Here is a 20,809-nt window from a genome sequence, read left to right on the forward strand (position 1 = left end):
AACAACTAGAGTAATAATATAATTTATATTAAGTTATCTTTAAGTATTTTAGAATAAAATTTACAATTTCTTAACAATAGAAATTTTAACAAAAAAAATCCGTCCCAATTATCTCGGGACGGATTCAAATTTTTTATGATTTATATTTTTACACGAACAAAGTTGTTACGTAATATAATATTGCTGCAATAATTGCTGATACTGGAATTGTTAAAACCCAAGCCCATAACAAGCTAATAGTTACTCCCCAACGAACTGCACTTAAACGCTTCGTTGCTCCTACTCCAATAATTGATCCTGTAATCGTGTGAGTTGTAGAAACTGGTACTCCCATTTGCGAAACTGTAAATAAAGTTAAAGCTCCAGCTGTTTCAGAACAAACTCCTTCTAATGGTGTTACTTTGGTAATTTTAGTTCCCATTGTTTTTACGATTTTCCAACCGCCCATTAAAGTTCCCATTCCAATCATTAAGTAACATCCGAAAGCAATCCAGGTTGGCATAGTATCTTTAGTTACTTTCGTTTCTAATTTATGACCTTCTAATAATTTTCCTTCTTTGTCAGTATACTTAGCGAAAATTTTAGCATATCTATACTTATGATTTATATTTTTATCATTAAAAATTACTTCATTAGTAAGAACATCTTTGACTTCTTTTTTATCTGAATAAACTTCAAGTTTAGTTAGTTTTTTAGATGCTTTTTCAAAGTTATTTAAATCTACTTTATCTTTAATTAAAGAAACTAAAAACGGATTTGTTTTAGCTACTTTTTCGTTTAATTTTTCATCATCATAAATTTTCTCACCAGTAGTTACATCTATAATTTTCTTACCATCTAAAAACAAAGTGTCTTTTCCGAAAACACCAACAGATGGTTTGAATTTCTTAATATTACCTTCGTCATTTTTGTAAACTACTTGAAGTACTTCTGTAGTATTTAACAAGTTATATTCTTTTACAAATTCAGGCATGTTTTTATCAGGGCTCGTTCTGTATCCGTTAGCGTAAACAATACAAGCTGCGCAAATAATACCCATTACTTTTTGAGAATCGGCACCACCATGTCCTAATGAAAAGGCAGCAGAAGATAACAATTGTAATTTTTTGTACATATTTCCTTCTTTAGTATGCGAAGGATTTTTCCCATGTACTAATTCGTACCAACAGTATACTACAATAAATAAACCTAAAAGTACACCGATAATCCAAATCATAATTGGTTTAATATCTAAACTGTCTTTTAAAGCATAAGTAACATAAACAGTTAATACTGAAATAGCTATAGAAATACTTATTTTCTTTGCGAAATTTCTTTGTATAGTCACCATGGCAATAAAGAAAGAAATAATACCTCCAATAAATGGTGCTAAAAAGATAAATAAAACGGTAAGTCCAATAGATTCTAAATTTAATACACCAAAACCGGCATGTGCCACAGCTGCTCCAGCAAAACCTCCAATTAAAGTATGTGAAGATGACGAAGGAATACCTAATTTCCATGTTAATAAATTCCAAATAGTTGCTGCTAATAATCCAGATAAAATTACCCAAAGATTAATTACAGAACCATCTACTGTTTTGGCAACTGTATTTCCAACACTCATATCAAAAACCCAATAGGCGATAAAGTTGAAAAATGCTGCCCAAATTACAGCTTGTGTTGGTGTTAACACCTTTGTAGAAACTACTGTTGCAATTGAGTTGGCAGCGTCATGAAATCCGTTTACCAAGTCAAACAACAATGCAATTACTATAATTACTATTAATAATGTAAACATAGTACTTAATTAAGAATGTTTAACAGCTACTGCTTCTAATACTCTTGCAACAGATTTACATTTATCTGATGCTTTATCTAATGACGCTAAAACTTCTTTATATTTAATGATATTTTTAGCATCTGTTTCATTTTCGAAAATATCAGCTACAGCTTTTTCAAAAACGGAATCCGATTTTCTATCTAATTTGTTGATTTTCTTAACAGAATCAAAAATATTTTTGAAATTTTTCATATCTTTTAATTCCATTACAGATTTTGCAATGTGACCACAAGCTTCTAAATTAATTTCAGTAATTTTTCTGATAGATTTAGTAATTTTTTCAACTTGATACATTCTAATTCTATTAGAAGCTTCTTGTAAATTACTTGCTACATCTTCAATTGTAGTCATTAATGCATGAATATCTTCTCTATCAAATGGAGTAATAAAGTTTTTACTTAATTCAATATTCATCTTGTGAGAAATCTTTTCAATGCTTTCAAATAACTCATCAATCTTTTTAAAATAACTTTCTCTATCTGCTTTAGAAGCATTTACACCTTCATGTAAAGCGTCAGACATTTTTGTTAACTTGTTTGTTGCTTCCTCAAATAATGGGAAAAAAGTTTTGTCTTTTGGAGAGAAAAAATTTAAAATGTTTTTAAAGGCCATCTTTTAGTTTTGTTTAAATTACGCTGCAAAAGTAGAAACCCAATGTTAAGTTAATGTTAAGTAATTAATAATAGTAGATTAATTGTTAACATATTATTAATAAAACGTGAAGAAAAAAATGCAGACCTGTAAGCCGGATTCTGTACTCCGATAGAATCGGAGCCCTTATCATTTATCTAGTTCCGAAATTACTCTCGGAATCCATCTTTCTACCCTTCAGCAACGGACGAGAAACCCTTAAATGCTGATATACTTGAAATTTCACCGCATAGAGTTTACCTGGTTTCACTACAGCATAACCTGTACATACTTTCTGTTGCACTTGTCCTCCCCCATTTCGTTCCTAAAAACGAGACAGAGTGACGGGCGTTACCCGCTATGCTTCTCTTTGGTGTCCGGACTTTCCTCCCATATAAATACGGACGATAAGGCGGTCTGCGCGGCAAAGATAACTAAAGTTAGGAGTTGGAAGCTGGAAGTTGGAAGTTTTTTTTATGAGAACACAGTTTGAACTGATTTTTAATATTTCTTTAATTTCTCAATTCTGTGTTGAAAAAATAGTTGAAATTGATTTTTTTAAATTTATTAATAACTTTTATCTTTTTACTTTTGACTTTTTACTTTTAAAATCTATATTTGCTATCGAGAATTACCTATGGAACAATTTATAGTATCAGCCCGAAAATACAGACCTCAAACATTTAAAGATGTGATTGGGCAACAGGCCATTACAAATACTTTACTACACGCCATAGATAATAATCACTTAGCCCAAGCCTTACTTTTTACAGGACCTCGTGGTGTTGGAAAAACAACTTGTGCTAGAATTTTAGCTCGAAAAATTAATCAAGAAGGTTATGACGACCCAAATGAAGATTTTTCTTTCAATGTTTTCGAATTAGATGCCGCATCAAATAATGGTGTAGATGATATTAGAAGTATTATCGACCAAGTTCGAATCCCACCACAAACCGGAAAATATAAAGTATATATTATTGACGAGGTTCACATGCTTTCAACATCAGCATTTAATGCGTTTTTGAAAACTTTAGAAGAACCACCAAAACACGCTATTTTTATTTTAGCAACTACGGAAAAACACAAAATTCTTCCTACGATTTTGTCTCGTTGTCAAATATTCGATTTTAAACGAATTACGATTAACGATACGAAAGACTATTTAATGGGAATTGCCGAAAATCAAAATGTGCAATTTGAAGAAGAAGCTTTACGTATTATTTCTCAAAAAGCAGATGGTGCCATGCGTGACGCGTTGTCAATTTTTGACAGAGTGGTTTCCTATTGTGGAAATAACTTAACACGTCAGGCTGTTGCCGAAAACTTAAACGTGTTAGATTACGATTACTATATTAAAGTTACCGATTTAATTTTAGAAAATAACATTCCAGAATTACTGTTAACTTATAATGATATTTTAGCTAAAGGATTTGACGGACATCATTTTATTGCTGGTTTAGCGTCACATTTTAGAGATTTATTGGTTTGTAAAAATCCCACAACACTTAAGTTATTAGAAGTAAGCGAACAAACGCAACAAGAATTTGCTATTCAAGCACAAAAAGCTTCTCAAGCGTTTTTATTAGCTGGAATTGAAACCGCAAATGATTGTGATTTAAAATACAAAGTCAGTCAAAATCAACGACTTTTTGTAGAATTAACTTTAATGCAATTGGCTTCATTAACACATGATGCCGAAAAAAAAAAGCTAAATACTTTATAATTCCTTCAAATTTCTTCCATAAAGCGAAAGAAATTCAACCTTCAACAAGTACAATTCAAACAGAAATCGTTTCACAAACTGTAGCGAAAGTTGTTCCTGCAGAAACCATTCAAAAAATTGAAGAAAAAGTTGAGGAGAAAATCGAACAAATTCAGCAAAAACTTCCTCCTACTATTTCTATTAATCCAAGTAAAAGAGTTTCTTCTTTATCTATAAAAGGATTAAAGCAAAAAGCGGATATTTCGAATCAAAACAAAACGGAAAGCGTAGCAATTGGCGAACATTTAGCAGATCCATTCACGCAAGAAGACGCCATAAAACACTGGAACGATTATATCGAAATTTTAGAAGCTAAAGGAAAAAAGCTATTTTGTAGTTACATGAGATTAAGTAAACCTGTTTTAATGGGAACAAATATATTGTTAGAATTCCCAAATCAAGGTTCGAAAGAAGATTTTGAAAACACCAATTCCGATTTAATTGGTTACTTAAAAACAAATTTACGTAATTACGATATCAAAATTAAAATTACGGTTATAGAAACCTATAAACCAAAAGTAATTTATACCAACGAAGAAAAATACAAACATTTTTTAGAGTTAAACCCAACAATAGAATTATTTAGACAAACCTTTGAATTAGATTTATAACAACATGGACATTAATTTCAACAAAAACGAAGATCATAACAAATTATTAGTTTCAGACATGCTACAAAAATTTGCGAAAGTAAAATTAGGTGGCGGACAAAAACGTATCGATAAATTACACGCTGAAGGTAAAATGACAGCTCGTGAACGTATTGATTATTTATTAGATGAAAATGCCAAAAGTATTGAAATTGGCGGTTTCGTTGGAGATGGAATGTACGAAGAACATGGCGGTTGTCCTTCTGGTGGTGTGGTTATTAAAATTGGATACATCAAAGGAAAACAATGTATTGTTGTAGCTAATGATGCCACAGTAAAAGCTGGAGCTTGGTTTCCTATTACAGGAAAAAAGAACTTAAGAGCGCAAGAAATTGCCATGGATAACCGTTTACCTATTATTTATTTGGTAGATTCTGCTGGTGTATATTTACCGATGCAAGATGAAATTTTCCCAGATAAAGAACATTTCGGAAGAATTTTCCGTAACAATGCTATTATGAGCAGTATGGGAATTACTCAAATTGCTGCAGTAATGGGAAGTTGTGTTGCTGGTGGAGCATATTTACCAATTATGAGTGACGAAGCTTTAATCGTAGATAAAACTGGAAGTATTTTCTTAGCAGGAAGTTATTTAGTAAAAGCGGCTATTGGTGAAACAATTGACAATGAAACACTTGGCGGTGCCACAACACATTGTGAAATTTCGGGAGTTACCGATTTTAAAGCAAAAGATGATGCCGCAGCTTTAGACAGAATTAAAAGTATTGTTTCTAAAATTGGAGATTACGATAAAGCAGGTTTCAATAGAGAAACCCCAGTAAAACCAGCGTTAGAACCAAAAGATATTTACGGAATTTTACCAAAATTACGAACAGATCAGTACGATATGAACGAAATTATTAAACGTTTGGTGGATAATTCAGAATTTGACGAATACAAAGCGGGTTACGGTCAAACGATTATTACGGGTTATGCCAGAATTGATGGTTGGGCAGTAGGAATTGTCGCCAATCAACGTTTAGTTTCTAAAACTAAAAAAGGAGAAATTCAGTTTGGTGGTGTAATTTATTCTGAAAGTGCCGATAAAGCGACTCGTTTTATTGCGAATTGTAACCAAAAGAAAATTCCATTAGTCTTTTTACAAGACGTTACTGGGTTTATGGTAGGAAGTAAATCCGAACATGGTGGCATAATTAAAGACGGTGCCAAAATGGTAAATGCAGTGGCGAATTCAGTGGTTCCGAAATTTACAGTAGTAGTAGGAAATTCATACGGAGCAGGAAATTACGCCATGTGTGGAAAAGCATATGATCCTCGATTAATATTTGCTTGGCCAAGTGCCGAATTAGCCGTTATGGGAGGAACACAAGCTGCAAAAGTATTGGCACAAATTGAAGCAGCTTCTTTAAAAAACAAAGGTGAAGTAGTTGATGAAGCCAAAGAAAAAGAATTATTCGATAAAATAAAAGCTAAATATGACGCGCAAGTTTCACCTTATTATGCAGCTTCTCGTTTATGGACAGATGCCATCATTGATCCTTTAGATACCAGAACTTGGATTTCTATGGGAATTGAAGCAGCGAACCACTCGCCTATTGAAAAGAAATTTAATTTAGGTGTGATACAAGTGTAGTTTTTTGCAAACATCTCATATTATCAATCAAAAAAATAATTAATTTTAATAATAATGAAAAAAAACTTCATCACAATTATATTAATAATCTTTACCATTTTCTCTTATTCGCAAGATAATATTGCTTCTAAAAACGAAAAAATCAAAAATTTAATGAACCTAACTGGTTCAGCCAATTTAGGAATTTCAATGCTAGATACTATGATTGGTTCTTTCAAAAAATCAATGCCGCAAGTAACTGATGAATTTTGGAATGAATTTAAAAAGGAAGTCAAAGCAGAGGATATTGTTAATTTAATAACTCCAATTTATGATAAATATTTCACAGAAAATGAAATTGATGAATTAATAGCATTCTATAATACTCCTGTTGGAAAAAAAATGACAGCATCTTTACCTTCAATAGCACAAGAATCAATGACTGTTGGACAAATTTGGGGAAGATCAATAGGTGACAAAGTAATTAAAAAACTTAAAGAAAAAGGATTGATTGAAGAATAAATTTTACAAACGTAACAAAATAGAAAAATCTACTACTTATTAGTAGATTTTTTTTTATGAAAACAGAAAACAAACCAAATAAATTCGAATGGCTTTCACATCCGAGAGCTTTTTCTTTTTTTCTATTAATTATAATTTTAATTTGGAAATTCTTTTTAAGAGACTTGTACTTTAAATATTTTTAAAATGAAAAAAACACTAATATTTTCCCTAGTTCTTTTGGGTTTCAATCAAATTGATGCGCAAAATTTTTCTCGTAAAGATTCTTTACAAGGTGGTTTACGTGAAGAACGCACGTGTTATGATGTATTGCAATATAACTTAGATATCAAAATTAATCCTAATGAAAAATCAATTGTTGGATACAACGAAATCATTTTTAAAGTGGATGATAACACCTCTAAAATTCAAGTGGATTTGTTTGAAAACATGAAAATTGAATCTATCGTTTGGAAGAACAAAAAATTAGATTATAAAAGAGATTTTGGTGCAGTTTTCATTGAGTTTCCCGAAGAATTAAAAAAAGGAACCACTCAAACCATTACCTTCAATTATTCTGGAAATCCAATTATTGCTAAAAATGCACCTTGGGATGGTGGTTTCGTATTTACAAAAGACAAAAAACAAAATCCATGGATTGGTGTTGCCGTACAAGGAACTGGCGCAAGTTTATGGTATCCGTGTAAAGATTCTCAAACCGATGAACCTGATAATGGAGCCAGTATAAAGGTAGCTGTTCCAAACGGTTTAATGAATGTGTCTAACGGAAGATTTTTAGGTTCAACCGATTTAAAAGATGGTTATACGCGTTGGGATTGGGAAGTGAAAAATCCAATCAACAATTATGATATTACTGTAAATATTGCCGATTATGTGCATATTCACGACAATCATGAAGGATTAGATTTAGATTATTATGTATTACGTTATAATGAAGAAACTGCCAGAAAACATTTTGACAATGATGTAAAACCGATGATGAATTGCTTTCAATCGAAATTTGGAAAATATCCATTTCACGAAGATGGTTATAAATTAGTTGAAACTCCATATTTAGGTATGGAACATCAAAGTGCTGTAGCTTACGGAAATAAGTACAAAAAAGGATATTTAGGTGCTGATTTATCTGGAACTGGCGCTGGTATGTTTTTCGATTATATTACGATTCACGAAACAGGTCACGAATGGTTTGGGAATAGTATTACCAGTAAAGATATTGCCGATATGTGGATTCACGAAAGTTTTACAACGTATACTGAAACCGTTTTTATCGAATGTGTGAAAGGTTATGATGAAGCAATAAAATACGTAAACGGACAATCTAGAAGTGTTAGAAACGATCGACCAATTATTGCGCAATTTGGCGTAAACAAAGAAGGGAGCGGCGATATGTATTATAAAGGCGCATTAATGCTAAATACAATCCGTCACATTATTAATGATGATGTAAAATGGTGGAAATTATTATATAATTATTCAGAAACCTATAAAAAACAAATCATTGACACAAAAACAGTAATCGAATACTTTAACAAAGAAAGTGGTATCGATTTAACTTCTGTTTTTAATCAGTATTTAACCACTACAAAAATCCCAAAACTGGTTTTATCTAAATCAGGAAGCAAATTAAGTTACGAATGGCTAAATGTAAATTCAGATTTCAAAATGCCTGTAGATATTGTGGTTAATGAAAAAACAATCCGTTTACAACCCACAAATTCGAAACAAGTAATGAAAATTGATAAGAAAATTGAATTGGAAAACATCGAAGTTAAAACCAACCAATTTTTTATTAAAGTAGAAAAAAAATAAAAAAATAAATCGTAATCAATTAATTTTTAGTAACTTAGATTGTAATTTTAAATCAATTATCTATGGCTACTACTATTAAACATTTGAACAAATGGGCAAACGCACACACGTCTTACCCATTAGATTTTGTCAGAATTGCATTAGGTGTGTTTTTATTTATTAAAGGCGCCACCTTTATTACCAACAAGCAGTATCTAAGCGAAATTTTAAGCGCGTTTAGAGGTTATGGAAGCGAAATGATGATTATTCATTACGTAGCTACGGCTCATATGATTGGTGGGTTCATGATTATACTTGGCTTCTTTACCCGATGGTCCATTTGGTTTCAATTGCCAATTATTTTATGTGCCTTACTAATTAATTTTTTCGGAGAATTTGTTCTTTCGAACTTCATACAATCAAGTGTTGCCCTTTTATTATGTGTCTTTTTCTCCTTTTATGGAAGCGGAAAACACTCATTAGATTACAATTTTAAAATGGAACATTAAAAAATTAACGAAAAGTTTGTGTATTTAATAATTAATTTATACATTTACTATACTTTTCGAATCAACTTAAACTATTAATTAGTTATAAAGTATTTATTAGTGTCATACTGGAAAAAAATCTGCAAAAGAAGAATTTAATTACAAAACAAGATTTTTTATTAGTGTGACACTTTTTTTATGCCCTATTCTCAAGGGTTTTCTTTCTATTTATTTTATTTGTTTCCGTTTCCACAAAATTTTCTATAAATACGATTTCCTTAGGATTTTGATATTTTGATAAGTTTGAAAATAGTGTATTTTCGATTTTAAAAGGATTCCCTTCTACAACTAAGATTACTTTTTCTCCTAATTTCTCATCAGGTAAACTTGCAATAAAAAATCGAACAGAAATAAATTTGGCTAACTTCTCCTCTACTTCTTCAGGGAAAATTTTCACACCACCAGAATTAATTACATTATCAATTCTTCCTTTTAATATAAATTGGGTTTCATTTAAAATTTCTACAATATCATTCGTGATAATTTTATCTGATGCTAATTCTAAAGCTTCAATCACCAAACAATTTCTTTCATCTAAGGAAATGTTTACATTCGGCAAAACCGTAAACTCCTTTTCTCCTATTGGTTTTATAGCAATGTGCGAAATGGTTTCTGTCATACCATACGATTCAAAAGCTTTACAATTAGCTTTTAAAATACTTTCCGCCAATTGATAGCTTACTTTTGTACCACCGATAAGCAAGGTTTCAACCAAATGAAGTTTTTCTAAAGAATTCGCAACTTGCATCGGAACCATTGCTGCAAAATCGTACTTAATATTTTCTAGTGGATAGCTATTTGGTTCAACAGCATCTAAATGTAATCCTAAAGTTATAGCTCGAACCAACATCATTTTACCAGCAATATAATCTGCCGACAAACACAATAAAGCAGTATTTTTTGGTTGTAAATTAAAAAATGTTCCTGTGGCTTTCGCCGAAGCAATCATCGCTTCTTTTTGCAATACTATTTGTTTCGGTTTTCCAGTTGAACCCGAAGTGTGCACCAAAACAAACGATTCGTTATTAAGCCATTCTAAAAGAAATTTGCCAATATTTTTTTCAAATAATTGTCCGTTTTCTTTTAAATACAAAGCTTCTGCTAAAAGTTCGATATAGGAAAAACTCTTTCCATTTAATTTAAAATCGGGATGAATAATCTGATTCATATTACTTTCCAATCGTTTCAAATTCTTCCGCTTCAATTGGTTTTATAGTTCCGAATAGTTTTTCTTTCCAATTGCTCCATTTGTATTTTATAGCGAAAATGCATAACAGAATTGGGAAAATCACCAAAATCGGAATAAAAATTTGAATGTTCGCATTGGGTTCAGAAACATCTTTTAAAATAGAATGTGTTTGAAAAGCCGACCAATCTGATGTGATTAACAAAGCACCAACTAAATTATTAGCCGCGTGAAATCCTAAAGCTAATTCTAAACCTTCATCCATTAATGTCAAAATTCCTAAAAACAAACCCGTTCCAATGTAATAGAACATAATTACCATTCCTAATTTTTCTACTTCTGGATTCGCAATATGCATAATTCCAAATAAAAATGAAGTCACAACTAACGGAATCCACCTTGTTTTTGTGGCCAAACCTAAACCTTGCATCATATGTGCACGAAACAAATATTCTTCAAAACTGGTTTGTAAAGGAATAAAAAGCACGGCTAAAATGACAAAAACAGCAAATTCTTTTGGTTTGAAATTAAGTACAAAATCTTCTGGAGTATTGTAATAACTCACAACTGTAGTAATAATTGTAATCAAACTCCAAAGTCCAAAAGAGAAAAATACTCGTTTCCAATCTATTTTTGGTCGGGAAGTCGTTAAAATTCGAATCGTATTATTTTGAATAAATTTATTGTAAAAGAAAACCACTATCAACATTAAAGAAAGTGGACCAACCAATGCCACAAATGTACCATTTACACCAATCAATTTAATCATATCTTTCATCATAGCAGCAGTATCTAAGCCTTTTGTAGAAATATAATTATAAACCATTAAGCTTAAAAAAAGAACTGGAATAACTAAATACGTCCATAAATTAATCTTGAATTTCTGTAATTGTTCTATATACATTTTTTGATTTTTTAAAGTGCACTAAAATACAATTATTACCTTTGCAAAAAAAATATTTTATGTTAACCATTTATCATAATAACCGATGTTCTAAATCGAGAGAAGGAATTTGTTTTTTAGAAAACTTAAAGCAACCTTTTGAAGTGATCAATTATTTAGATAACGTTCCTTCTTATAAGGAATTAGAAGCCATCATAAAAAAACTAAATATCAAACCGATTGAATTGGTGCGAATTAAGGAAAAAGATTGGACAGAAAACTTCAAAGGAAAAACCTTATCGGATAAAGAAATTATTGAAGCTATGATTCAATTTCCTAAATTAATAGAACGACCAATTGTTATCAATGGTGAAAAAGCTGTAGTTGCCAGACCAACGGAATTGATTAATAAAGTTTTATAATTATTTCGTTTCGTCAAGTTTAACGTTAATATAATCTACAATTAAGCCAATTATAAGTATCAGAGAAGCTATCAATAAGGTTTTCATTTTATAGGATAAAAAAAATAATCCAGCTAAAATTCCACCTATAAAAAATGTGGTTATAATCGTTATTCTTAACTTAATTGAAGAAAAAAGCTTTAAGCGTTGTTCTTCTGTTTTATAAAAAAATAACTGAGATATTTCAATTCCTAAATCCGTGAATAATCCCGTTAAATGTGTTGTTCTTACCACTGAATTGGAAATAGTTGTCACCAAAGAATTTTGCAATCCCATCGAAAATAGCAAACAACAAGCAATTAAATTTGGATGTTCAACAATATAGTTAAAATTCAATAAAGCAATAATTAATAAAAGTATTGCTTCAATGAAAACGGGAATTACAAAAATATTTTTATCAGTGACTTTTTGAGTGATTTCAATAATAAAATTGGAAAAAAAAGCACCAAATAAAAAGAAGAAAATATAAATAAAATAAAAAAGTGCTTGATTAAAATGAAATGAAAAAGCTGCATCAACCATAAATGCAAAATGTCCAGTAACGTTAGTAGTTAATTTCTGAACCGCTAAAAAACCAACAACATTAACAATTCCAGCCACAAAAGACAACAAAGAAGCTATTCCAATGTTGTGTTTTAAATTTCTGGTTTTTCCTTTATGTCTGAACATTTATTTTCTTTTATTTACTTAAATAATACTTAAAGATAGTGTAAATTATTCCACTACTAATAAATCATTTTTTTCAGGAATTTTAGATCTATTTTAAAACTACAACTCACAATTTGTAAAGAAAATTTTATAAAATCATTTAACATAGTTTTAATAATTATTTGTTATGTCTAACTGTACATTTGTGCTGCAAAATATTATACACTATGTTATTCAAAAAAACTATTCTATTTTTAACTTTATTAGTAGTTAGTACAACTGCTTTTTCACAAGTTTCCTTAAAAAAAGTAAATCTAACAGGTAAAATTATCGACAAAGAAACTTCAGTACCTGTCGAATTCACAATTATTACAGTTTCAAAGTCAGACACCAAAAAAGTTGTTAATGGTGGAACTGCTGATGCTAATGGAAATTTTAACATCGAATTAAATAACGGAAATTACGACATCAAGTTTGAATTTCCAGGTTATAAAACTCAAGAAAAATTAAACCAAAACATTTCTGTAGATACGAATTTAGGTAACATTCTATTCGAAACGGAATCCAGCCAAATTGAAACTGTTGTGATTCGTAGCGAAAAAACTACAGTTGACATTAAATTAGACAAAAAAGTTTACAATGTTGGTCAGGATTTAATGGTAAAAGGCGGAACGGTAAGTGATGTTTTAGGCAACATTCCGAGTGTTACCGTAGATCCAGAAGGTACAATTAGCTTAAGAGGAAATGAAAATGTTAAAGTTTTAATTGACGGAAAGCCTTCTAATGCAATTAGTATAAACGATGCTTTAAAAATGTTACCTGCAGATGCGGTTGATAAAGTAGAAGTTATTACCAATCCTTCTGCACGTTACGATGCTGAAGGTGGTGCTGGAATCTTGAATATTGTTTTGAAAAAAGGAAAAAACAATGGCGTTAACGGAACCTTAATGGCAACTACAGGAAATCCTGATAATCATGGAGTTAATGGTACATTAAATTATAAAACTAATCAATTTAATTTATTTACAACTCAAGGTTATAACTACAGAAGTAATCCTGGATTTACTAAAGTAAATACAAGATATTTAAACGCAGATAACTCCACAAATAGTTTTATTGAAGAACATAGAGAAAACTCTAGAATTAATAAAGGTTATAATGGTGGATTTGGATTCGATTGGTATTTAGATAAATCTACAACATGGACAAATAGTGTAAACTATAGAAAGAACTCAGGTGATAACGAAGAAGATGTTAATTTTAACAATTATGATAGCAATAGAAATTTTACGTTTTATAGAAATCGTTTAAACCTTGAAGATCAAAAAGAAGAAAATATAGAGTATAACTCAAATTTAGTTAAGAACTTCAAAAAAACAGGTCATAAATTAACAGTGGATGCTTCTTTTTCAGACAGTAAAAACTATAGCAACTCTACTATTTTAGATAATTCTACATTAAGTTCTACAACTAATACAGACTTAACTAAAAACAATCAAAAGCAAAATAGAAACTTAATTCAAGCAGATTATGTTTTACCAATTGGAACTAAATATCAATTTGAAGCTGGATACCGTGGAAATTTTGTAAATATGAGTACTGATTATGCCGTATTAAATAATGGTGTAGTGAACTATGACTTTACAAATGTGTTAGAATATACAGAAAAAGTAAATGCTTTCTACTCTCAATTTGGTATGAAATTCAGCAAATTAAGTATGCTTTATGGTTTACGTTTCGAAGATTCAGATATAGATGTAAATCAAATTACGAGCTCAATTTATAAAAACAAAAAATACAACAACTTCTTCCCGAGTGCCTTCTTTACTTATGAATTAACAGATAACACCAATTTATCATTAAATTATAGTAAAAGAATTAACAGACCAAGAGGAAGACAATTAAATCCTTTTAGCACCTATTCAAGTAATATTAATATCTTTAAAGGAAATCCTGATTTAAATCCAACATTAACAGATGCAGTTGATTTAGGTTTTCTAACTAAATTGGGGAAATTTACATTAAGTTCTTCTGTTTATTATAATTATACGAAAAACTCTTTCCAAATGGTGCGTTTTGTTCAAGGCTTAAATCCTGATGGTGTACCAATAACTACTTCAAGTTTTGTAAATATTGGAGAAGAAAACAGAACAGGTTTCGAATTTACTTTAAATTACACACCTTATAAATGGTGGAAATTAAACAGTAATTTCAATTTATTCAGAGTACAAACTAAAGGTAATTTTAATTATTCTTATTATGATATTTCTAATAATTTAATTCAAGAATCACAAAACTTTGATAATATTGCTTCAAGTTGGTTTGCTCGAATAAATTCAAAAATTACCTTACCATCAAAAATTGATTGGCAAACAAATGTTACGTATAATGGGCCTCAAAATAACGCTCAAGGTAGCACAAAAGGAATGTTTGGTATGAATTTAGGATTTAGTAAAGATGTACTTAAAGATAAAGCTACAGTGGCTTTAAATGTGAATGATGTTTTTAATTCAAGAATTAGAAGATCTGAAACTTATATTCCAGGAAAAATTGATTCAGATTCAGAAATGCAATGGAGAAAAAGACAAATTACTTTATCATTTACCTATCGTTTTAATAAACAAAAAAGTGATAAAGAACCAAAACCAAAGTCTCAAGATCAAGAAAATGGTGGTGAATTTTAAAAAATAATCCTAACTAACTCCTTCTTTCATGAAGGAGTTTTTTTTTAAAGGTCATAAAAAAATCCCGATTCGTACGAATCGGGATTTTTTATTAAGCTAAGAAAATTACTTTTCTTGTTCAGCTAATCTTTTTGCTTTCTTTTCTTTGTACAATTCTATTAATGATCCGCCAATCCAATATTGAACAAATCCTACAAGAAAAAACATTAACCAAAAACCTATAGTTAAAATGGTTAAGAAAAGTATAAAGCCTAAATACTGTTGAAATTCAAACATGTTTTCCGGAATTTTATTTGTGAATTCTGTCCAAAGATAAATCATAAATTTATTTTTAACAAATAATATATTTTATTTAAGTAAAATTCTTTTGTTCAAAACCACAAACTAAAAGAAAAACAAGATAATTAACATTTCCATTTGCTATTTAATTTTAAAAAACTAAATTTGAATTTAACATATTCTAAAATGATGAACTCAAATTTCGAAACTAAATTCAGACAAAACAACTCACCAGACATTGGTAGAATTATTGATGAAAGTTTTACAACTTTCAAAAAAACCATCTGGGTTTCTGGAGTTGGAATAATTTTAATGCTTTTATTAGCCCTTCCTATCACCTTTTTCGCCATTTTTACCTACATGGGAATTTCATCAATGGAAGATTTTGTACAAAAAAGTCAAACTTTAGAATCAGATTTCACCTATTTAGTAATGAACGCATTAATTGGAATTGTTTTAGCGGCTCTTATGGCGCCAGTTATGGCTGGTTTCTATAAAATTAACCACTTAGCCAAACTTAATAAAGAATTTGGTATAAATAATTTATTCGATTATTACAAAAGCCCCTATTTTCAACCAATTGCATTAAGTTCTATCTTAGCAACACTTTATTCAAACATTATTGGTTTACTTTTAATATATTTAAACTTACCTCTTGTGGGAAGTATCATGCAAGCCTTTATTTCACTTCTATTTATTTTTACCATTCCGTTAATTATTTTCGAAAATCAAAATGCAACTGATGCCATGGCAAACAGTTCAAAAATAGCTGTAAAACATCCTTTCACCATAATATTAAGTATTCTATTTGCACTAATAATCGCAATGTTAGGAATATTTGCTATTTGTATTGGAATTTTCTTTACTATTGGATATTTCTATACGATGAATTACACGTTATACAATGAAATAATTCCAATTGAAAACAAAAATGCTTTTGATGAAATTGGTCAAGAATAAAATATATAGTATAAATTAAAATTTTCACATTATGAAATGGAGAGATTATAGAAAAAGTGACAACGTAGAAGATACACGTGGCATGAGCGGAACAGGAAAAGCCGTTTTAGGCGGTGGGGGATTAATTGGGATTATTGCCTTTTTATTGATGACTTTTGGTGGCGAACAAGGGCAGCAAATTGGAAATGTAATCAATCAAATGCAACCTGCACAGCAAGAAACTACTGTTGAAGGTGAACAAAATTTAACTCCAGAACAACAAGAAATTGGCGATTTTGCAAAAACAATGTTTGCCATGAATGAAGACACCTGGACTAAAATTTTTAAAGAAGAAGGTTTAGGTGAATTTCCTTTACCAAAAATGAGATTGTTTTCTGGAAGTGTAGAAACTGCATGCGGAAGCGCAACTTCAGCTTCTGGACCATTTTATTGTCCAGCAGATAATAAAGTGTATATGGATTTAGACTTTTTTGAAGAATTAAAAACTCGTTTTGGTGCAAAAGGTGGCGATTTTGCCATAGCTTACGTAATCGCACACGAAGTCGGTCACCACGTACAAACAGTTTTAGGAACGTCGGCAAAAGTGCGTCAAGCACAACAAAACAAAAGTGAAGAAGATGCCAATAAATTATCTGTTTGTCAAGAATTACAAGCCGATTTTTATGCCGGTTTATGGGCAAAATACAACCAAGACCGAATTGAAGTGGGCGATTTAGAAGAAGCTATTGATGCCGCTCACGCTGTAGGTGATGATGCCATTCAATCTAAAATGCAAGGTCACGTACAACCAGAAAAATTCACACATGGAACGTCAGCACAACGAAAAAAATGGTTTACCAAAGGTTTTCAATCGGGTGATTTCAAACAACACGATACATTCGCTGAAGAATTGTAAAAAGAAATGTTAAATAATAAAATAGCGCATATTCATCTTAATAGAGAAGTTTATGCGCTTTTTTGTAATAGAATAATACTCGATAACGTGGATTTGTAATCCTTGCAAAAATAAAAACATGACATTCAGAGAAGCAAAAATTGAAGATATAAAACAAATACAAATTGTTAGAAATACTGTAAAGGAAAATATGTTATCCAATCCAGATTTGGTTACAGATAAAGATTGTGAAGAATTTATGTTTGAACGAGGAAAAGGTTGGGTTTGCGAAATTGACAATCAAATTGTGGGTTTTGCTATTGCCGACTTAAAAGAAAATAACATCTGGGCATTGTTTTTAGATCCAGAATTTGAAGGCAAAGGCATTGGAACCCAACTTCATAAAATAATGCTAGATTGGTATTTTTCTACAGGTAAAGAACAGGTTTGGTTAGGAACTTCTCCTAATACAAGAGCAGAAAAATTTTACACCAAATCCGGCTGGACAAAAAACGGCATGTACGGAAATGAAGTGAAATTCGAAATGTCAAAAAAAGAATGGGAAAGTATCTCAAATAGTTAGTAATTCCAAAACATCATAATCCATTAAAAAACGATACTGAATGAAAACAATTTTAATTATTTTTCTAACTTGTTTTTCTTTGATAAGTTGTAAACATTTACCATTTTTCAATTCAAAAGAAAATTATGATGCTGTTTTATCTAAAAAAGAATCTGAAGCAGTAAATAAAAAACAAAATAATCTCGGTACTTTAATAGCAACAATCGAATTTGGAGTTCAAGCATCTGAAGATGAATTAGAGGATTTTGAAGATGGAATTATTCCTTGGATTAGTATCGAAAATCCTGAAAGTGAAATGGACAGACTAATAGATTCCGATGAAATAGTTATTCCATATTCAGAAATTACCATAATTATTGACTATCCTTTAAATAAACCTACAAGCTTAGTTTTAACAAACTCAAAAAATGGGTTTACAAAAAAAGAATTGATTCTTGAAATTAGTAAAAAATATCATGAAATATTCACTGTAGAAGAAACTACTGCCACAATAAAAACTATTCCTTCTGATAAAAGAGAAGGAATCATGAACAGAAATGAAACGAATGGCAACTACGGAATTTGGGGTCATGATATTGAAGATTTAGACTTGAGTTCAATCGAAGTCTATAAATCAGAAAGTGGAAAAATACAAATTATACTCGACGTTTATTCCTAAAACATCAAAAAATGCGCAAATATATTCTACTATCTCTTACTGTAATTATCACCATTTTATTAGTTTACGGACTCGTTTACAAAGTTGGAATGCTTGGATTTCTATTTGCTTGGATATTGAATTTTGTATTAATGATGTGTGTTTTCTTTTTTACAGAAACCCTAAAATCAGAATTTAAATCAGCGTATTATTTAGAAAAAACTTGGGAAAAGAAAGGAAAAATATACGAAGCTTTTGGTATCAATTGGTTTAGAAAATTATTGGTTATAATTGGTTGGGAAAAACTAAATAAAAAAGCCAATCCGGTTGAAAAGAATTTACAAGCGTTAGTTCATTTAGAATACCGCACCAAACAATCAGAATTAGGCCATATCATCATCTTTTTCATTGTTTTAGCCTTCACTATTTATGTGGCGATTACTTTCGGAATTAAAGAATCTCTATCATTAGTAATTTTAAATATTCTATTGAATGTTTATCCTGTTTTATTGCAACGCTACAACAGACCAAGATTACAAAGAGCCATCATTTTAAGTAAATACAGAGAAGAAAGAAGAGTTTCTTAAACAAAAAGAAAACTCATTACTATCTCAAATTTTATATGTTTTTTTCTTGTGCTTGCCATCTTTTGTCATAAATTTACATAACCACCATAAAGTGAAGAGGAACGTTAGTGACGATTTAAAGCCCCTACAATATGATAGAATTTTTAAAACAAAACATTACCAAACACATCTCTCTTTCAGACAAAGAATTAACAGACTTTTGTAGTTTATTTCAAAGCAAAACAATCCAAAAGAAAAACTTTTTATTACGGGAAGGAGAAATTTGCAAATTTGAAGGTATTGTAGTCAAAGGACTTTTTCGAGTGTATCATATCAACAATAACGGCTTGGAACAAGTGCTTTATTTCGCTATGGAAAATTGGTGGATTACTGATATAGATAGTTTTACCAACGAAAAACCGTCACATCTATACATTGAAGCTTTGGAAGACAGTGAAGTGCTGCTAATTTCAAAACAAGACAAAGAGTTTGCCTATACTAATATTTCAAAAATAGAAAAACTATTTAGGGTAATGACTCAAAAAACACATATCGCTTTACAACGCAGAATGATTGATAATTTAAGTAAAACAGCCGACCAACGCTACTCAGAATTTATCGAAAAATATCCAGAACTTTACCAACGACTTACCAATCTTCAAATAGCAGCTTATCTTGGTATCAGCCATGAATTTTTAAGTAAAATCAGAAAAAAAATTTCCACTAAAAAATAAGTTGAATTTCATTTATTGAACTTGTTCAATGTTTTTGAATACTTAATGATCGCACCTTTGTATCATTAATAAGAAAATTTTCAAAATATGAAAAACAATATTTCAAAAGTATTTTTAACAATCTTAATTTTATTCAACATGGAATCACAAGCACAAACTTTTAAAACAATTGAAACAAAAGATTTAAAACTTCAAGTCTACAACGCATCAGAAAACAGTTTTGGTGTAGCATCAGTTCTTGTATCAAGAAAAACAGATGCCGTTTTAATTGACACACAATTTACCTTGGCAGATGCCGAAAAAGTAGCACAAGAAATTAAAGCCAGTGGCAAAAAACTAACCACTATTTTTGTATCTCATGGCGATCCTGATTTTTACTTTGGATTGGAAGTATTTAAAAAATATTTCCCTGAAGTTACCGCTTACGCTTCTCCTGCAACAGTAGAACATATTAAAGCTACGGCTCAAAAGAAATTAGAAGTTTGGGGAGAAAGATTAGGCAAAAACATTACGTCAAATGTAATTTTACCTCAAGTTTTAAAAGGAAATAGTATTGATTTGGAAGGTCAGAAATTAGAAATTATTGGCTTAGAAGAATTCCCAAATAAAACTTTTTTATGGATACCTTCAATCAAAGCAGTTGTAGGCGGAATCAATATTTTCGGAACAACTTTTCATCTTTGGATGGCAGATGCACAAACTGCTGAAGCTCGAAAAAGCTGGATTTCAGTTTTAGATAAAATTACTGCTTTAAACCCTGAAATCGTTATTCCTGCTCACGCCAATTCAAATTCCCCATTTGATATTGCAGCGGTAAATCATACCAAAAGCTATATTCAATTCTACGAAGAAGCTTTGAAAAACAACAAAACATCAGAAACTTTAATTACAGCTTTGAAAACAAAATATCCAACACTTACTTTTGAAACAGCACTACAAATTGGTGCAAAAGTAAATACTGGAGAAATGAAATGGTAAAATCAATCTTTTACAGCCTGACACTACTTTTTCTGTTG

At 30.4% G+C, this 20,809-nt stretch carries 21 protein-coding genes and 1 other RNA gene; 15 read left to right on the forward strand and 7 right to left on the reverse strand.

Features of this window, described 5'->3' with window-relative positions:
• Nucleotides 1-148 precede the first annotated feature (148 nt).
• The 3 genes from UEQ13_RS04680 to rnpB all read right to left on the reverse strand — a co-directional run bounded on the left by UEQ13_RS04680 (nucleotide 149) and on the right by rnpB (nucleotide 2,876).
• A complete protein-coding gene (locus UEQ13_RS04680) occupies nucleotides 149-1,780 on the reverse strand; it encodes an inorganic phosphate transporter (RefSeq protein WP_329805214.1) in 1,632 nt (543 codons plus the stop codon).
• 9 nt (nucleotides 1,781-1,789) lie between these two features.
• Nucleotides 1,790-2,434, reverse strand: coding sequence for a DUF47 domain-containing protein (locus UEQ13_RS04685; RefSeq protein ID WP_329805215.1), 645 nt, complete (start codon nucleotides 2,432-2,434; stop codon nucleotides 1,790-1,792).
• A gap of 113 nt (nucleotides 2,435-2,547) precedes the next feature.
• Nucleotides 2,548-2,876: RNase P RNA component class A (rnpB, locus tag UEQ13_RS04690), an RNA gene on the reverse strand.
• Nucleotides 2,877-3,089: 213 nt separating this feature from the next.
• Between rnpB and dnaX the strand changes: the two genes are divergently transcribed.
• The 6 genes from dnaX (at nucleotide 3,090) to UEQ13_RS04720 (ending at nucleotide 9,259) form a co-directional block, all read left to right on the forward strand.
• Nucleotides 3,090-4,175, forward strand: coding sequence for a DNA polymerase III subunit gamma/tau (gene dnaX, locus UEQ13_RS04695; RefSeq protein ID WP_329805216.1), 1,086 nt, complete (start codon nucleotides 3,090-3,092; stop codon nucleotides 4,173-4,175).
• 404 nt (nucleotides 4,176-4,579) lie between these two features.
• The gene (locus UEQ13_RS04700; RefSeq protein WP_166125112.1) at nucleotides 4,580-4,825 is read left to right on the forward strand and encodes a DNA polymerase III; all 246 of its coding nucleotides are present in this window, start codon (nucleotides 4,580-4,582) and stop codon (nucleotides 4,823-4,825) included.
• A 4-nt stretch (nucleotides 4,826-4,829) separates the two neighbouring features.
• Nucleotides 4,830-6,458 (forward strand): acyl-CoA carboxylase subunit beta, encoded by a 1,629-nt coding sequence (locus tag UEQ13_RS04705; RefSeq protein WP_329805217.1) that lies wholly within the window; start codon nucleotides 4,830-4,832, stop codon nucleotides 6,456-6,458.
• 54 nt (nucleotides 6,459-6,512) lie between these two features.
• On the forward strand, nucleotides 6,513-6,959 hold the full coding sequence (locus UEQ13_RS04710; protein ID WP_329805218.1) for a DUF2059 domain-containing protein: 447 nt from the start codon (nucleotides 6,513-6,515) through the stop codon (nucleotides 6,957-6,959).
• A 186-nt stretch (nucleotides 6,960-7,145) separates the two neighbouring features.
• Nucleotides 7,146-8,771, forward strand: a complete 1,626-nt coding sequence (locus UEQ13_RS04715) for a M1 family metallopeptidase (RefSeq protein ID WP_329805219.1) — start codon at nucleotides 7,146-7,148, stop codon at nucleotides 8,769-8,771.
• Between the two features lie 62 nt (nucleotides 8,772-8,833).
• Nucleotides 8,834-9,259, forward strand: coding sequence for a DoxX family protein (locus UEQ13_RS04720; protein WP_329805220.1), 426 nt, complete (start codon nucleotides 8,834-8,836; stop codon nucleotides 9,257-9,259).
• Between the two features lie 175 nt (nucleotides 9,260-9,434).
• Here UEQ13_RS04720 and UEQ13_RS04725 read toward each other — a convergent pair whose 3' ends face one another.
• Together UEQ13_RS04725 and UEQ13_RS04730 are read right to left on the reverse strand one after the other, a co-directional pair.
• Nucleotides 9,435-10,466: an AMP-binding protein gene (locus UEQ13_RS04725; RefSeq protein ID WP_329805221.1), complete on the reverse strand. Its 1,032-nt coding sequence runs from the start codon at nucleotides 10,464-10,466 to the stop codon at nucleotides 9,435-9,437.
• Between the two features lies 1 nt (nucleotide 10,467).
• A complete protein-coding gene (locus UEQ13_RS04730; protein ID WP_329805222.1) occupies nucleotides 10,468-11,388 on the reverse strand; it encodes a CPBP family intramembrane glutamic endopeptidase in 921 nt (306 codons plus the stop codon).
• Between the two features lie 59 nt (nucleotides 11,389-11,447).
• On the opposite strand from UEQ13_RS04730, the gene arsC reads away from it, so the two are divergent.
• On the forward strand, nucleotides 11,448-11,789 hold the full coding sequence (gene arsC / locus UEQ13_RS04735; protein ID WP_329805223.1) for an arsenate reductase (glutaredoxin): 342 nt from the start codon (nucleotides 11,448-11,450) through the stop codon (nucleotides 11,787-11,789).
• Here arsC and UEQ13_RS04740 read toward each other — a convergent pair whose 3' ends face one another.
• Nucleotides 11,790-12,497: a YoaK family protein gene (locus UEQ13_RS04740; RefSeq protein ID WP_329805224.1), complete on the reverse strand. Its 708-nt coding sequence runs from the start codon at nucleotides 12,495-12,497 to the stop codon at nucleotides 11,790-11,792.
• A 206-nt stretch (nucleotides 12,498-12,703) separates the two neighbouring features.
• On the opposite strand from UEQ13_RS04740, the gene UEQ13_RS04745 reads away from it, so the two are divergent.
• Entirely contained in the window at nucleotides 12,704-15,160 is a 2,457-nt protein-coding gene (locus UEQ13_RS04745; RefSeq protein ID WP_329805225.1) for an outer membrane beta-barrel family protein, read from the forward strand.
• A 105-nt stretch (nucleotides 15,161-15,265) separates the two neighbouring features.
• Here the strand turns inward: UEQ13_RS04745 and UEQ13_RS04750 are convergent, their stop codons facing one another.
• On the reverse strand, nucleotides 15,266-15,481 hold the full coding sequence (locus tag UEQ13_RS04750; RefSeq protein ID WP_329805306.1) for a hypothetical protein: 216 nt from the start codon (nucleotides 15,479-15,481) through the stop codon (nucleotides 15,266-15,268).
• A 144-nt stretch (nucleotides 15,482-15,625) separates the two neighbouring features.
• On the opposite strand from UEQ13_RS04750, the gene UEQ13_RS04755 reads away from it, so the two are divergent.
• From UEQ13_RS04755 to UEQ13_RS04785, 7 genes are all read left to right on the forward strand, one after another.
• Nucleotides 15,626-16,399 carry a hypothetical protein gene (locus tag UEQ13_RS04755; RefSeq protein ID WP_329805226.1) on the forward strand — a complete coding sequence of 258 codons (774 nt, stop codon included), beginning with the start codon at nucleotides 15,626-15,628 and terminating at the stop codon, nucleotides 16,397-16,399.
• Nucleotides 16,400-16,430: 31 nt separating this feature from the next.
• The gene (gene ypfJ, locus UEQ13_RS04760; protein ID WP_329805227.1) at nucleotides 16,431-17,294 is read left to right on the forward strand and encodes a KPN_02809 family neutral zinc metallopeptidase; all 864 of its coding nucleotides are present in this window, start codon (nucleotides 16,431-16,433) and stop codon (nucleotides 17,292-17,294) included.
• 118 nt (nucleotides 17,295-17,412) lie between these two features.
• Complete coding sequence (locus tag UEQ13_RS04765; protein ID WP_329805228.1) at nucleotides 17,413-17,856, forward strand: GNAT family N-acetyltransferase; 444 nt, start codon at nucleotides 17,413-17,415, stop codon at nucleotides 17,854-17,856.
• A 40-nt stretch (nucleotides 17,857-17,896) separates the two neighbouring features.
• Complete coding sequence (locus UEQ13_RS04770) at nucleotides 17,897-18,514, forward strand: hypothetical protein (protein WP_329805229.1); 618 nt, start codon at nucleotides 17,897-17,899, stop codon at nucleotides 18,512-18,514.
• A gap of 11 nt (nucleotides 18,515-18,525) precedes the next feature.
• Nucleotides 18,526-19,080 (forward strand): glycosyl-4,4'-diaponeurosporenoate acyltransferase CrtO family protein, encoded by a 555-nt coding sequence (locus UEQ13_RS04775; RefSeq protein ID WP_329805230.1) that lies wholly within the window; start codon nucleotides 18,526-18,528, stop codon nucleotides 19,078-19,080.
• Nucleotides 19,081-19,211: 131 nt separating this feature from the next.
• Nucleotides 19,212-19,793 (forward strand): Crp/Fnr family transcriptional regulator, encoded by a 582-nt coding sequence (locus UEQ13_RS04780; RefSeq protein WP_329805231.1) that lies wholly within the window; start codon nucleotides 19,212-19,214, stop codon nucleotides 19,791-19,793.
• A gap of 138 nt (nucleotides 19,794-19,931) precedes the next feature.
• Nucleotides 19,932-20,771, forward strand: coding sequence for an MBL fold metallo-hydrolase (locus tag UEQ13_RS04785; protein WP_329805232.1), 840 nt, complete (start codon nucleotides 19,932-19,934; stop codon nucleotides 20,769-20,771).
• Nucleotides 20,772-20,809 lie beyond the last annotated feature (38 nt).

The organism is Flavobacterium facile (assembly GCF_036321945.1).
GTDB lineage: Bacteria > Bacteroidota > Bacteroidia > Flavobacteriales > Flavobacteriaceae > Flavobacterium > Flavobacterium facile.